The sequence below is a fragment of the Rheinheimera sediminis genome (assembly GCF_004005375.1).
Taxonomy (GTDB): domain Bacteria; phylum Pseudomonadota; class Gammaproteobacteria; order Enterobacterales; family Alteromonadaceae; genus Pararheinheimera.
On the sequence record NZ_RZUF01000007.1, the window covers coordinates 115,712 to 130,294 of the forward strand.

The following is a 14,583-nucleotide window of genomic DNA, read 5'->3' on the forward strand; positions in this document are numbered from 1 at the left end:
CGCGGCCACTTTTGCAGTGCCGGATTTTAGAAGGAAAATCAAATGTCTGAGACATCCGTATTATGTGATATAGGGTTCGTCGGCGCAGGTGTGATGGGGAAAAACCTCATTTTGAATCTGGCTGATCACGGTTATCGGGTTGCCGCTTTTGATTTAGACCATAAAAAACTGGAAGCTGTTATAGCCCAGGACAAGGCCGAAAGAGGCGATAAACCGGCCAGGGTGATCAGCTGCAGTTCTTATACCGAACTGCTGTCGCGTTTATCTTCTCCTCACTTAGTTATTTTATCTGTGCCAGCAGGCAAAGCTGTGGATGATGTCTGTTTAAAACTCATTGATGCAGGTATTCAGGCGGACGATATCATTGTCGATACGGGCAACAGTCTGTGGACTGATACAGTGCGTCGTGAAAAACATTACGAAGGTAAATTTATTTTCTTCAGCACAGCAGTTTCAGGTGGCGAAGTCGGTGCCCGTTTTGGTCCTTCTCTGATGCCAAGTGGTGATCCGTACGCCTGGACTCGGATTGAACCCATCTGGCGAGCTATCGCCGCTAAAGTAGATCCTGCAACAGGTCGTCCGCTTGAGCGCCATGAACCAGGCAATCCTGTCACTGAAGGCGAAGCTTGTGCCACCTATATAGGGCCGGGTGGCTCAGGGCATTACGTTAAGATGGTACATAACGGCATTGAATACGCTGACATGCAGCTGATTTGTGAAGTCTACCAGGTGATGCGAGATGCGCTGGGCATGAGTGCAGAACAAGTGTCAGCAGTGTTTAAAGAGTGGAATCAGGGCATTTTGAATAGCTACCTGATGGAAATCAGTGCCGAAGTACTGGCGACAAAAGACTCTGAAACTGGCTTACCTCTGGTGGATGTCATTCTCGACAAAGCAGGTCAGAAAGGTACTGGTCTGTGGACCGCTGTAAGTAGTCTTGAATTAGGTTGCCCGGCACCTACCATTAGTGAAGCTGTATTTGCCCGCTCAATATCGACTTTAAAAGATCAACGTGTGCTTGCTTCCACTTTACTGGCAGGACCAGTACGTGAGCATTGCACCAGTCAAAGCGCTGAGCTGATGATTAAACAGCTGCATGACGCGCTCTACTGCGCCAAGATCTGTGTATATGCACAAGGTTTTGATTTAATGAAAACAGCTGCTGCAGAACATGGTTGGCAGCTTAATTTTGCCGAAATTGCTAAGATCTGGCGGGCTGGCTGTATTATCCGCGCAGTGTTTTTACAGTCTATTACCGATGCTTACGAGCGCAATGACGATTTACAGAATTTATTGCTGGACCCGTTTTTTGCAAAACAGATCTCTGTTAATCAGATGAACTGGCGCCGAGCTGTCGCCGAAGCGGCAATGACGGGCATTCCAGTCTCTGCGTTAAGTTCTGCATTAAGTTATTACGACTCCTATCGTACCGCAGTATTACCTGCCAATCTGCTGCAAGGACAACGGGATTACTTTGGCGCTCATACCTTTGAGCGCACTGATAAAGCCAAAGGTAAAACTTTCCATGTGGACTGGAGTCATAACGACAGGCCGATGCAAAAAATAAAGTAAATAAAAAGCTCCGGAAGGAGCTTTTTACGTATCTGAGTATAGCTGTTAGCTAAAAGCTGTGGCAGAGCAGCCACAACGCGGCGATCTGTACTTTGAACCGGAGTAGTTGATGAATAAAACTGAGCAAGAGTGGCGCCAACAGTTAACTGCAGAGCAGTACAGGGTGACACGACAAAAGGGCACTGAATATCCTTTTAGTGGTACTTTATTGCATAACAAAGATACAGGGTGTTACCACTGTGTCTGTTGCCAGCAACCTTTGTTTGATTCCGCAGATAAATTTGACTCAGGCTGTGGCTGGCCCTCATTCAGCAAATCGATCGAGGGCCATGTGAAATACGAACGAGACTTGTCGCATGGTATGAGCCGGGTAGAGATTTTATGTCAGCGTTGCGATGCGCATCTAGGGCATGTCTTTGAGGACGGCCCGGCACCTACCGGGCAACGTTATTGTGTGAATTCAGTGTCTTTAGTCTTTAATCCAGACGTTGAAATTTAGGCGGAGTAAAATGTCCAAGTTGCAGCTGAGACAATGTATGCTCAGCTGTCTCCTTGATCTTTTCATGATCGAGTTTGGCTTGTTCCAGGTAAATTTTTAACTCCTGCAGCTCTACATTAAAGGCACCACTTTGCTGCGCCAGTAAAGCCCAATGGTAGGAACTTGCATAGTCTTTTTTCTTATAAAACATACTGGTCAAAGACGCATAAATTTCCGGATCAACTTCTGGGTTTGGCGGATAGAGCGACAGTGCGTTGTGTAAAAGCTGTATACTTTTGTCTCTGTCTTTTTTGCTGTAATAACTGACCAAGGCCATTTGTAGCTCTGGGGTTTCTAACTGATTGTTTTGTTCAGCAGTTAAAAAACGTTGTAGATGACTGTCACTTTTGTTTCGCGACCAATGGTAATACAACAGGTGAGGATCATCTGAGCTGATAGTCTCGTCGCTCAAGCGTTTCATTTCGCGCAGGCTAGTCATGTAGCCTAGCACTCTGGTTGTGGTTTTCTCTTTGAGCTTGATGTGTTCAATCCCTGCGGCTAGTTCGATGCACTTTGAGTACTTCTCAAAATCGAGTAATAACTGATATTTGTTCTTGTCAGATGGCAGACGCTTTTCCTCAAAGCGTTGCATAATTAAATCGCGGCGTTGCAGATTACAATGGGAGTCTTCATTTAGGTCAGAACAGAGCCCGGATTCTTTCTCACAGACAGCGCGTAACGTGAGCTCTCCTTCGGAGCATGCACTCAGCAGTAGGGTACTTAAGACAAACACTAGATATTTCATAAAAGTCTCTTCAATTCTCGCTGGCTCCAGCATAACGAAGAATTAAGAAAAAATCTTTTTGTAATTGTTGTCGTAGTATTACATGTTCAATTACAATGCGCCTGCCTCAATGTGGCGATGACCACAGGCACACCTCTGAACCTACAAGACGTAAAAGGCGAAACCATGACTCTATCACACGAAGAACAATATCAACGCAGCTGGCAGGAGCGTCAGGAATACGCTGAGAACATGCAACCTATTATCGGTCGTTTGTACCGTAATAAAGGTATTGAAGTCGTGGTTTATGGCCGTCCTCTGGTCAATGCAACCACTATTGATATTATAAAAGCCCACAAAACTGTAGAACGCTTTGAGCAACAGAAATTACGTCTACGAGAAAGTTTTCCAGTTTTGGAGGCCATATCTACAATGGAACTTGCGCCGGGGCGCGTCGATATTGGTAAGTTAGCTTTTAGTTATTTGTATAAAAATGCCGGGGAAGGCCAAACACTGCAGCAGTACCTGGATAATCAGCTTGTTGAAATATTACATCGCGGCGATCAAATTAAGCCTGTAGACGTCGTATTGTATGGTTTTGGCCGTATAGGTCGTTTATTAGCTCGACTGATGCTGGAGCGTTCAGGTCCCAGCAGCAAGTTACGCTTACGCGCCATAGTGGTGCGTGGTGGACGTAAAGGCGATTTAGAGAAACGTGCAAGCCTGTTACGCCGCGATTCTATTCATGGTCCATTTAATGGCAGTATCACAGTAGATGAAGAAAATGTTGGTATTAAGGCCAATGGCACCTTTATTAAAGTAATTTATGCGGATTCACCTGAACTGGTGGATTATACCCAGTACGGTATTCATGATGCGCTGGTAGTGGATAACACTGGGATTTGGAAAGACGATAAAGAATTGTCTATTCACTTTAAATCCAAAGGCGCGGCCAAAGTATTGTTAACAGCTCCAGCCAAAGGTGAAGTGCATAACGTGGTTTATGGGGTGAATCACGACATGATCCAGCCTGAAGACCGAATTGTGTCTGCTGCCAGCTGCACAACCAATGCAATCACGCCAGTATTAAAAGCTTTGAATGACGAATATGGGATTAAAAATGGTCACGTTGAAACTGTTCATTCATATACCAACGATCAGAATTTGATCGACAATTATCACAAAGCTGAACGTCGTGGTCGTGCTGCACCGCTTAATATGGTGATTACTTCAACTGGTGCTGCCAGTGCAGTTGCTAAGGCGTTGCCTGAACTCAAAGGCAAGCTGACAGGTAATGCGATTCGGGTGCCTACGCCTAACGTATCTATGGCGATTTTATCGTTAAACCTGAATAAAGAAACTAACCGCGATGAGCTGAACAATTATCTGCAAAAAGTAGCTTTGTTTTCAGAACTGCAGGATCAGATTGATTTCACCAGTTCGACTGAAATTGTGTCCAGTGATTTAGTAGGCTCACGTTACGCCGGTGTGATTGATTCGCAGGCTACCATTGTCCAGGACGACCGCTGTGTGCTCTACGTGTGGTACGACAACGAGTTTGGTTACAGCACTCAGGTGATTCGTGTCATGAATGAAATGGCTGGAATTAAATACCCCACTTTACCAGTACACAAGTAAAAAACCTCTATGAACAGGCCGCCTAAAGGCGGCCTGTTCTGCTTCAGCTTCAGATCCCTCTATACCTAACCTGCCTAAATGCTATTGAATTGCAACGAAATAGCTTTGTTCAGCAGCAGTGCTCAATCAGTAAGACAAATGCAAGGAGTGAAGAACGCTGTGGCTTCAAGTACGAAAGCTATGGTGTTATCATGCCAGACCGTTAAGACTGCCCAAAGGCAGCATCTGTGGCCTAACCAAGTGGATATATTATGAAAATTACCTGTAACTTTGACAGCGGTAATATTGACGTGATCAAAGCTGAACATCCAAACGATATTCAGCTGGCGATCCGTAAAGATCACAACTCTGATTTCTACCAATGGTTCCACTTCCGTTTATATTCTCAAAGTGCTGAACCTCATACCATCCGTATAGTTAATGCGAAAGATTCTGCCTACCCGGATGGGTGGAAGAGTTATCAGGCCGTTGCGTCTTATGACCGGGAAAACTGGTTCAGAGTCGAAACTCAACTGGTAAACGACGAGCTGGTGATCACTCATTATCCTGAAGCTGAATCAGTCTATTTTGCTTATTTTGCGCCTTACAGTTACGAACGTCATATGGACTTACTGCATTCAGCACAAAGTTCTGGTTTAGCGCAAATTGTTGAATTGGGCGAAACTCTCGATGGCCGTGATATGAGCCTGCTGGTTGTCGGAGAGCCTGCCGACGGCAAGAAAAAAATCTGGATCACAGCACGCCAACACCCAGGTGAATCGATGGCCGAATGGTTTGTTGAAGGCTTATTAGACAGACTGCTGGACGAAGAGGATGGCGTCTCCCGTACTTTGTTAGAAAAAGCTGTGTTTTATATAGTGCCAAATATGAACCCTGATGGCAGCGTCAGGGGGCATTTGCGTACCAACGCTGCTGGTGTGAATTTAAACCGTGAATGGCAGACGCCAAGCATGGAGCAAAGCCCAGAAGTATATTTAGTTCGACAACAGATGTTGGAGACTGGCGTTGACTTGTTTCTGGACGTGCACGGTGATGAAAACTTACCATACAACTTTGTTGCAGGCGCCGAAGGTGTGCCCTCGTACAGTGCAAAAATGCAGCAACTGGAGGGCGTGTTCAAAAATGCCTTGTTGCTTGTGACTCCTGAATTTCAGACTGAATTTGGCTACGAACTGGACGAACCAGGCAAGGCGAATCTGACGATTGCATCCACTTGGGTTGCCGAACAATTCAAATGCTTGTCATACACACTGGAAATGCCGTTTAAAGACAATGCTAATTTACCGGACTTGGCTTATGGCTGGTCTGATGTTCGGTCGATGAAACTGGGGCAGGACAGCTTAGTTGCTGTGCTGGCTGTGGTTGATCAGTTGGGTTAAATCCTCCGTATCTTTACATGGTGCAGGCCAGCTGAAGCTGGCTTGCAAACTAGTTCTTTTGCTTTATAGTGCGCCATAACTTTTAGAGGGTTTTCCTATGGCAATTATTTCCTGCCCACGTTGTGCTAAAAAGATTTCAGACAAGAGCCAAAGCTGTCAGCATTGTCAATTGGATATGACAGGCATGTCAGCAGAAAGAAAACATCATTTAGCTATAGAGGCCAGAGATAAGAAAACGCAAGGTGCGTTAAACCAGTCCATGCTGGCATTGATACTGTTTTTGGCAGGCTTCTGTTTTTTGTATTTTTGGGCTCTGGAACCGGATGGGTATGAGGCTATTGTTTCTAAAGGCATGATAGCGCTGGGTTTCCTTTGGTATATTTATGCCAGGGCTCGTTTGATTTACTTAAAGCGAAAAAACTAATATGGATTTCAAAGCTCTAGTTCTTGCAATGTCACCAGAAACTTATCAGTCCCTGCTAGACACTGTTGCCACAGGCCGCTGGGCTGATGGCGTAGTCTTGTCAGAAACGCAAAAGTCTCACACCCAGCAATTGGTGATGGCTTATCAGGCTTACGTTCTTAAATCCACCGAACCTTATACCATAGGGGCTGATGGTCAAATGGTGGTTAAATCCAAAGCTGAAATGAAAAAACAATTCCCTCAGGACTCTTCAATAGCAAGGTTTGCGCATGATGATCTTTAAACGTTGGTTTACGCCTAAATGGCAACACAAGGACGCAGCAGTAAGGCAACAAGCGATTGCCAGCTTAAATGTGGATGCTCAGCACAAAGAGATCCTGCATGAGCTCGCGTTTAATGATGGCCATGAGGCTGTGCGTCGTGCCGCTTTAGAAAAGCTCAATGAGTTTTCTCTATGGTGGCAGGCCAGTAAACAGGATAGTGCTGAACGTTTAAAGCAGTACGCTGAAAACCAGTTAGTTCAGATGGTGCTGGAAAACCGTATTTCTGCGCCTTTGAAACGCCAATTTATAGAGGAATGCCACAGAAGCAGTATTTTAGAAAAATTTGCTCTGTGTGAAGTTGATGCCGATCTTCGCTTTTCGCTGGTGATGCGACTGAAAAAAACTGAATTAGTGATAGCGAACCTGCAAGAAGACCTACTGACGCTTGAGCAAAAGCGCCAGTTGCTGGTTTTGATCACAGAGCAAAAGCAACTTGAGAAACTCAGCAAGCAATTGGCAGAACCTTTGGCCAGTGAGTTAAAGCTGCGCTTGCAAGAATTACAGCAGTTGAAAGACAAGCCTGTGCAGGTACGTAAAGTCATCAACTTGTTGTTAGCCAAGTTAAACTCTGTACGTGAGCGCGGTGATTTGGCGCAGATGCAGCAAAAGTGGCAGCAATACCAACAAGAATGGGATGCTGCTCAATCGGATATCAGCTTATTGGATGACGCTGCAGAACTGGTGCAAAAGTTTAATAAAATTAAATTACTCACTGAAGCGGCCTGGGCACCTTTGATCCAAGAGCAGCAACAACAGCTTGCACAGCAACAAAAGTTAACAGAGCTTAAGCAGCAGAAACATCAGTTTGAAACAGAACTTCAAGCCTTGCAGCAGGAGTTATCACAACTGATGTCTGAGGGACGGTTGGATGAAACCGATACTCTTGCTGCAAAGGTGGGTACTATAGGACAAATGGTTTCAGAAAGTGAGCAGACTGCGGCAGTTAAATCCAGCCTGCAAAAAACTATTCATGCCTTCGAACGTCAACTGCAGCAATTACCAGCTCAGGCTGAACAATTGTTTAAACTGACTCGTTTGTTGGCTGACTGGTCTTCGGCTGTTCTGCCTATCGATCTGGTGCAATTTCAGCAGGTCGAAGCCAACTACCAACAGTGGCAGCAAGATTGGAACAGAGGTCGCAAGATCTTAGGCGCATTGTTGCCAGATAGTCTTGCACAGGCCCAGCAGCAGCTACAAACCCAATGGCTGAGTGTGATGACGGACTTTGCTGAACAGTCTGACAAGAACTTAAGGTCTGTTCGCTCTAAACTGGCAGAATTCCGTCGTTTGTATGAGGCCGGACGCTACAAAGTGTTGTTTGGATTATTCAAAGGTATCCAGCAAAACTATGCAGAATTACCTCAGACTCAGCAGCAACAGTTGGCAAAAGAGTACCAAGTCGCCCAGCAGCAATTGCAGCAACTGAATGAGTTACAAAACTACATAGCGACACCCCGAAAACAGCAGCTGGTCTCCGAAATGCAGGTTTTGGCTGCAGCGACTGATGTTGATCCACCACAAAGAGCTGAACAAGTTAAATTAGCCCGAGCTACCTGGCAAACTTTAGGGCGTGCAGATGAAGCACTGGAGCAGGAGCTGAATCTGGCTTTTAATCTTGCTTGTGAGCAAGCCTTTGCGCCGTGCCGCGATTATTTCGCAGCGCAGGATGAGCAACGTAAACAAAATGCTCTGATTAAACAGCAGATATTAGCGGATTTAGCTTCTTTATTGGAGCAGCCTCTGGATAAAGGTTTTGATAGTCAACTGACTAGGTTGCAAAAAAACTGGCGTGAAAGTGGCCCAACTGAATCTGCAATTTATAAAGAATTGTCTTCTGAGTTTAAAGCGCTGGTCGATCAACTTAAGGCCAGAGTTCGCAGCCAGCATGAGCAAAATCTTGCAGAAAAACTACAGTTAGTCGACAAAGCCAAGCTTTTGTTGGAGCAGTCAATAGACGAGGCAGTTGCAGGAGCTAAAAAGCTTCAGCAAGACTGGAAACAAATTGGTTTTGCCGGTAAGACGGACCAGCAGCTATGGTTGCAATTTCGTTCGGTCTGTGATCAGATTTTTGCCAATAAAGCTGCAGCTAAATTACAGCAAGAACAGCAATGGTCTGAGCAACAACAACAGGCTCAGGACGACTACAACCTAATAGCGGGACAAGCCGCTTTGGCGGGTACAGCTGCAGAACTGTATGCGGTGCAGGGCGTTTTAAATGCATTGCAGCTACCATCTAAATCCGCCTTGGCTCAGCAAAAACAGCAGTTGTTAGCAGAGCTCCAGCAAAAACAGCACTTGGTAGAGCAATCCAGCGTAAATGCGATTTACCAGCAGCTATTTGATGCTCTGGTAAAGCCGGCCGTAACTGCTGAGACGCTACCTGCACGTTTTAGAGAAGATTTCGCTAAAGGCAATGAATCGCAGCTTACAAGAGCTCAACTGACGACCGCTATTGAACTTATCAGTGGTACTGATTGTGTCGCTGCGGATAAAACTCAGGTGCAATTGCAGTTGTTATCTGACAAGCACAATTCAGGACAGAGTCTGACAGTGGAGTCATTACTAAAGCGCTGGTTAAGTTTTGGCGCTATTAAAACTGAAGAGCTCGTCTTGGTGCAACGTTTACGGCAGGTGTTTGCTTAAGCCAAGTCCAGATCAAAAAAGCCAGCGTAAGCTGGCTTTTTTGATCTGTAAACAATGATTTGATTAGAGTGTTAACTCGCCACGCAAACTTTGTTGCATAAAGAGCCGCACTTGCTCTGTGCTTAAGGGTTGACTGAGTAAATAGTGCAGTTTTGTTAAAGTCGCTTCCAGTGTCATGTCATAACCACTGATCACACCGCATTCTCTTAGCGCATTGCCTGTGGCATAACCGCCCATATTCACTTTGCCTTTGAAGCATTGAGTGCAGTTGACAATAATGGTGCCGCGCTTCGAGGCTTCAGTCAGTGCTGCCAGCAGCTCAGTTTGTTGTGGGGCATTGCCAACACCATAAGACTTGATGATCAAGGCTTTGATAGGTGCAGCGGCCATATTACTGATCACATCTGCACTGATACCCGGGTATAAAGTAACAACGCTTATGGGCTGAGGCGTAATTTGTGCAACTTTAAGGGCTTTGGTGACAGCAGTCGAGGCCAGATGTCCTGCCACTAAATTGATATGAATACCTGCTTCAATCAGGGGGGAAAAGTTCGGAGAAGCAAAAGCGTCAAAACCATCTGCATCAGCCTTGGTGGCTCTGTTGCCGCGAAACAGCTTGTTGTTAAAAAACAGCGCAACTTCGGCTATAGGGTAATAAGCCGCCAGATACAGCGCATTTAATAAGTTCACCTGACCGTCAGAGCGCAATTGCGCCAGAGGAATTTGCGATCCTGTCACTATCACAGGCTTAGCCAGATCTTCCAGCATAAAGGACAAAGCCGAAGCGGTGTAAGCCATGGTATCAGTGCCATGCAGCACAACAAAGCCATCGTAATCAGCATAGTGACTTTGAATGTCAGTGGCTATTTCCAGCCAATGCGCTGGTGTCATATCGGAGGAGTCAATCACAGGATGATATTCGTGGATATCAAATTCCGGCATTTCTGTTCGATAAAACTCCGGCATGCTTTTCACTGTATCAGACAAAAAGCCAGGCACTGGGACAAAACCATTGCTCGATTGCTGCATACCTATAGTTCCGCCTGTGTAGGCGACATAAATTCGTTTTTTATTCATGACAGAGAAGGTCCTGATCTGTTGTCTGGCTATTGTAATCAACAGCGGCAGAGCTGTCAGGTTTTGTTCTGCTTAATCTTTGCAGATACAGTTATTTCCTGCCGAATGGCATAAAAGAGCAGAGAAAGTTTGCAAAAAGTGAGCGTTTTGCGCAAAAGCTGAGCAAACGGATTAAAAGCGATAGAAAAGCACTTTACAAATAAAGGCGCGGCCCCTAATATGACGTCCAACGCGGAGGGGTGGCAGAGCGGTTTAATGCACCGGTCTTGAAAACCGGCGAAGGTTAATAGCCTTCCGAGAGTTCGAATCTCTCCCCCTCCGCCACTAAAACCACCTTAAGGTGGTTTTTTTGTATCTGCAACTTTTCCATCTTATTGGTTTGTAAGCTTTTTCTATAATATCCCCAACAAATTTGTATTAGTTATCAAATTCGCTGACGAAGTGCTTGAGCTTTATCCCGTCTCTGCTTTATGCTCGGACATTATCCAGCTAGACTGGAATAGTTAACCTGGCCGCGGAGATTAAAAATTGATTAATGTGTTATTAGTGGATGATCACGAGCTGGTTCGGACCGGCATCAGTCGTATACTAATGGACGAACGTGGCATTAAGGTCATTGGCGAAGTTATCTCTGGCGAGGCTGCCATCCAATTTTGCCGACATCAGGAACCTGATGTAGTGCTGATGGATATGAACATGCCCGGTATGGGGGGCATGACGGCCACCAAACGTATCCTTAATTATTGCCCTGAAATAAAAATACTGGCGTTGTCTGTGTCTTGCGAAGAACCTGTTCCAACCAAGGTCATGCAATTAGGTGCTTCCGGTTTTATTTCAAAAAATGCGGCACCTGCAGAAATGGTGAGCGCTATTCGAAAGGTGTACGCTGGTGAGCGTTATATCTCAGGAGAGGTAGCGCAGAAGATGGCCATGAGCCGCGTAACCAGTAGCAATCAAAATCCTTTTGAAGAGTTATCTGACCGCGAAATGCAAATTATGCTGATGATTACCCGTGGCCAAAAGGTCAATGATATCGCAGAACAGCTGAATGTTAGTGCAAAAACTGTCAACTCATACCGCTACCGAATGTTTGAAAAACTTGATATCAGTGGTGATGTAGAATTGACGCATCTAGCCTTACGCCATGGCATGATTGACATTGCTAAGTTGTAAACCATTTTTTATGTTTAATGCCGATGTTTGACGCCAAAAGCTTCTTAAAAACAACGCCCCATATGCCGGGCGTTTATCGTATGCTGGATCAGAAAGAAACCGTCATTTATGTTGGTAAAGCCAAAGATCTGAAAAAGCGTTTATCCAGTTACTTCCGACAAAATATCTCAGGTAGCAAAACCCGGGCCTTAGTCAGTCATATTCATAGTGTCGAACTCACTGTTACACAAAGTGAAACAGAAGCACTTATTCTGGAAAATAATCTGATTAAGCAGTACCTGCCTAAGTACAATATTTTGCTGCGTGACGATAAATCATATCCTTTTATTTTGATTACCAATCATAAACATCCGCGTATCAGCTCACATCGTGGACCCCGTAAAGTGGAAGGGCAGTATTTTGGTCCTTATCCAAGTGCGGGGGCTGTGTGGCAAAGTTTAAAGCTGCTGCAAAAAGTATTTCCGATTCGCCAGTGTGAAGATGGTTTTTATCGCGCCCGCACCAGGCCTTGTTTGCAATACCAGCTCAAGCTTTGTTCTGCGCCTTGTGTGGGCAAAATATCGGATGAAGATTATGCAGCTGAAGTCAAAAATACCTCGTTGTTTTTATCCGGTAAAAGCCAGCAGTTGATTGAGCAACTGGTGCAAAAGATGGAAAAAGCCAGCAATGACATGGCTTTTGAAAAAGCAGCGCAATTTCGCGATCAAATTATCAGTTTACGTAAAGTGCAGGAGCAACAGTACGTCAGCGGTGATCAGGAAGAGATGGATGTAATAGCCCTGGAATGGTCACATGGTGTGGCTTGTATCCATGTGCTGTTTATACGGGATCACAAGGTGCTTGGTAGTAAAAACTTTTTTCCTAAAGTGCCCGCAGGTTCTGAACCTGAAGAAATCTTACCTTCTTTTTTAGCTCAGTTTTATTTAAGTGGTGCCGGCGGACAGATGATGCCAAAAGAGTTGGTATTGAGCGAGCGGATCGAAGATGACGAGCAACTGGCTCAGGCTATTAGTGAACAGGCGCAGCGTAAAGTTAGTTTTGTTTATGCCAAGCGGGGTGAAAAAGCCAGGTATTTAGCCTTGGCGCAAAAAAATGCTCAGTTGGCGGCCGCAACTAAGTTGTCGGTCAAAGAACAAGTTGCAGTGCGCTACAGGGAGCTGAAACAGACGCTCAAACTCGAGTTTTTAGATCGGATGGAGTGTTTTGATATCAGCCACACTATGGGTCAGTCGACTATTGCTTCTTGTGTGGTGTTTGATGGACAAGGACCAAATAAAAGTGAATACAGGCGTTTTAATGTAGAAGGCATTACCCCGGGCGACGATTATGCCGCTATGTTATTTGCACTCAATAAACGCTATGGCAAGCTCTCCGATGAAAGCCGCATCCCGGATTTGATTTTAATAGACGGTGGCCAGGGACAGTTAACTCAGGCGATTAACTTTTTCACTGATTGGCCTTTTGCAAAAAGACCACTATTGGTTGGGGTGGCCAAAGGTACCAGTCGTAAACCTGGCCTCGAAACACTAATTTTACCGCATAATCCAGCGGGTTTTTCCTTACCCGCTGAATCACCCGCTTTGCACTTAGTTCAGCAAATACGAGATGAAGCGCACCGTTTCGCAATCACAGGACATCGCAACAAACGTGGCAAAACCATTATTAAAAGCCCTTTGGAAAATATCGATGGAGTAGGTGAGAAACGCAGACAAGCTTTGTTACAATACCTCGGGGGCTTGCATGGCGTGATGCAGGCTTCGGTGGACGAACTCGCGACAGTACCGGGAATTTCCAGGCAACAGGCCGAAAAGATTTACCAGGCATGTCACAATAACTAAAAATTTGTGCCGACTTTGAGAAGTAGTGTTATGTGGAATATTCCAAATCTGTTGACTATGTTCCGATTGTGTTTGATCCCGGTTTGCTTATTCTGCTTTTATTCTGAAATGGAACATGCCCGTTTTTTCGCTGCTTTTGCCTTTTGGTTTGCTGCGATCACAGATATGTTGGATGGCTACGTTGCTCGAAAAATGCAAATGATGACGGCTTTTGGAGCTTTTTTAGACCCTGTAGCCGATAAACTGATGGTAGCAGCAGCTTTAGTTTTAATTGCGGTAGATATGCAAACCCTCTGGGTGACTATTCCTGCTTTTATTATGATTAGCCGGGAGATCTTAATTTCTGCCTTACGTGAATGGATGGCTGGAGTAGGACAACGTGCTCAGGTAGCGGTGTCAGAAGTGGGTAAATATAAGACCGCAGCGCAGATGTTAGCACTGATAGGTTTAATTTGGCAGCCGGTGGATTGGCTGACGGATTTAAGTATGGCGCTTCTGTATATAGCAACCTTATTAACGGTTTGGTCCATGTTGGTTTACTTGAAAGCGTCCTGGCCTGCGCTGAGTAAATAAACAGAAAAAGTTTGCAAAAACAGCAGTGAAGCTACTTTTTGAGCAAACGAATTTAAAAGCATAAATTTGTGGTTGACGTAAAAGCATAAACCAGTAGAATGCGTCTCGTGTTACGGCGAATGGTCAATTTAAAGCGGGCATAGCTCAGTTGGTAGAGCGCGACCTTGCCAAGGTCGAGGTCACGAGTTCGAGCCTCGTTGCCCGCTCCAGGTCGTACGCCAGAAGGCGGGTTGGCAGAATGGCCATGCAGCGGATTGCAAATCCGTCCACCTCGGTTCGACTCCGGGACCCGCCTCCATTTAATGCGTCACTTGGTTGAATGTCGTTGGCTGTAATACAAAATAGAAAAGTGTTTGCCCGGGTGGTGAAATCGGTAGACACAAGGGATTTAAAATCCCTCGCTCGAAAGGGCGTGCCGGTTCAAGTCCGGCCCCGGGCACCATCTCAATAGTAAGATATTGAGGCAGGTCAAAAAACCTGAATTACCAAAGCAGATTACTATCTGCAAAATGCCTAAGCGGGCATAGCTCAGTTGGTAGAGCGCGACCTTGCCAAGGTCGAGGTCACGAGTTCGAGCCTCGTTGCCCGCTCCAAATATGAAAAAGCAGCCTTACGGCTGCTTTTTGTCGTTTTAGGTTCTGAAAAACTATGATCCTGTTATTTACTGTTAATAAAGCGGCT

General features: G+C 45.4%; 12 protein-coding genes and 5 tRNA genes. 15 read left to right on the forward strand and 2 right to left on the reverse strand.

The features are described 5' to 3' along the window. The first annotated feature begins 42 nt into the window (after positions 1 to 42). Positions 43 to 1,572 (forward strand): NADP-dependent phosphogluconate dehydrogenase, encoded by a 1,530-nt coding sequence (gene gndA, locus EMM73_RS06340; protein ID WP_127685608.1) that lies wholly within the window; start codon positions 43 to 45, stop codon positions 1,570 to 1,572. Positions 1,573 to 1,681: 109 nt separating this feature from the next. Next, entirely contained in the window at positions 1,682 to 2,071 is a 390-nt protein-coding gene (msrB, locus tag EMM73_RS06345) for a peptide-methionine (R)-S-oxide reductase MsrB (RefSeq protein ID WP_127685609.1), read from the forward strand. On the opposite strand, the gene EMM73_RS06350 is transcribed toward msrB, so the two are convergent. Next, positions 2,049 to 2,855, reverse strand: coding sequence for a DUF2989 domain-containing protein (locus EMM73_RS06350; RefSeq protein WP_186435142.1), 807 nt, complete (start codon positions 2,853 to 2,855; stop codon positions 2,049 to 2,051). The genes msrB and EMM73_RS06350 overlap by 23 nt on opposite strands. A 165-nt stretch (positions 2,856 to 3,020) precedes the next feature. Here EMM73_RS06350 and EMM73_RS06355 point away from each other — a divergent pair, with 165 nt between their 5' ends. The 5 genes from EMM73_RS06355 to EMM73_RS06375 all read left to right on the forward strand — a co-directional run bounded on the left by EMM73_RS06355 (position 3,021) and on the right by EMM73_RS06375 (position 9,241). Further along, positions 3,021 to 4,472: a glyceraldehyde-3-phosphate dehydrogenase gene (locus tag EMM73_RS06355; RefSeq protein ID WP_127685611.1), complete on the forward strand. Its 1,452-nt coding sequence runs from the start codon at positions 3,021 to 3,023 to the stop codon at positions 4,470 to 4,472. Between the two features lie 251 nt (positions 4,473 to 4,723). After that, a complete protein-coding gene (locus EMM73_RS06360) occupies positions 4,724 to 5,851 on the forward strand; it encodes a M14 family metallopeptidase (RefSeq protein WP_127685612.1) in 1,128 nt (375 codons plus the stop codon). A gap of 97 nt (positions 5,852 to 5,948) precedes the next feature. Further along, the gene (locus EMM73_RS06365; RefSeq protein ID WP_127685613.1) at positions 5,949 to 6,275 is read left to right on the forward strand and encodes a hypothetical protein; all 327 of its coding nucleotides are present in this window, start codon (positions 5,949 to 5,951) and stop codon (positions 6,273 to 6,275) included. 1 nt (position 6,276) lies between these two features. Next, positions 6,277 to 6,558: a YeaC family protein gene (locus tag EMM73_RS06370; RefSeq protein WP_127685614.1), complete on the forward strand. Its 282-nt coding sequence runs from the start codon at positions 6,277 to 6,279 to the stop codon at positions 6,556 to 6,558. Further along, on the forward strand, positions 6,545 to 9,241 hold the full coding sequence (locus EMM73_RS06375) for a DUF349 domain-containing protein (RefSeq protein WP_127685615.1): 2,697 nt from the start codon (positions 6,545 to 6,547) through the stop codon (positions 9,239 to 9,241). The genes EMM73_RS06370 and EMM73_RS06375 overlap by 14 nt, the downstream gene beginning before the upstream one ends. A gap of 63 nt (positions 9,242 to 9,304) precedes the next feature. Here EMM73_RS06375 and ansA read toward each other — a convergent pair whose 3' ends face one another. Beyond that, the gene (ansA, locus tag EMM73_RS06380) at positions 9,305 to 10,318 is read right to left on the reverse strand and encodes an asparaginase (RefSeq protein ID WP_127685616.1); all 1,014 of its coding nucleotides are present in this window, start codon (positions 10,316 to 10,318) and stop codon (positions 9,305 to 9,307) included. A 233-nt stretch (positions 10,319 to 10,551) separates the two neighbouring features. On the opposite strand from ansA, the gene EMM73_RS06385 reads away from it, so the two are divergent. From EMM73_RS06385 to EMM73_RS06420, 8 genes are all read left to right on the forward strand, one after another. Further along, positions 10,552 to 10,642: transfer RNA gene (locus EMM73_RS06385), tRNA-Ser, on the forward strand. Positions 10,643 to 10,855: 213 nt separating this feature from the next. Beyond that, on the forward strand, positions 10,856 to 11,491 hold the full coding sequence (gene uvrY, locus EMM73_RS06390) for a UvrY/SirA/GacA family response regulator transcription factor (protein ID WP_458351830.1): 636 nt from the start codon (positions 10,856 to 10,858) through the stop codon (positions 11,489 to 11,491). Positions 11,492 to 11,508: 17 nt separating this feature from the next. Beyond that, positions 11,509 to 13,329: an excinuclease ABC subunit UvrC gene (gene uvrC / locus EMM73_RS06395; RefSeq protein WP_186435143.1), complete on the forward strand. Its 1,821-nt coding sequence runs from the start codon at positions 11,509 to 11,511 to the stop codon at positions 13,327 to 13,329. 30 nt (positions 13,330 to 13,359) lie between these two features. Then, the gene (gene pgsA, locus EMM73_RS06400) at positions 13,360 to 13,902 is read left to right on the forward strand and encodes a CDP-diacylglycerol--glycerol-3-phosphate 3-phosphatidyltransferase (protein WP_127685619.1); all 543 of its coding nucleotides are present in this window, start codon (positions 13,360 to 13,362) and stop codon (positions 13,900 to 13,902) included. Positions 13,903 to 14,035: 133 nt separating this feature from the next. Continuing rightward, a tRNA-Gly gene (locus EMM73_RS06405) sits at positions 14,036 to 14,111 on the forward strand. 15 nt (positions 14,112 to 14,126) lie between these two features. Beyond that, positions 14,127 to 14,200: transfer RNA gene (locus EMM73_RS06410), tRNA-Cys, on the forward strand. A gap of 57 nt (positions 14,201 to 14,257) precedes the next feature. Next, positions 14,258 to 14,344: transfer RNA gene (locus EMM73_RS06415), tRNA-Leu, on the forward strand. Positions 14,345 to 14,419: 75 nt separating this feature from the next. Beyond that, positions 14,420 to 14,495: transfer RNA gene (locus EMM73_RS06420), tRNA-Gly, on the forward strand. The last annotated feature ends 88 nt before the right edge of the window (positions 14,496 to 14,583 follow it).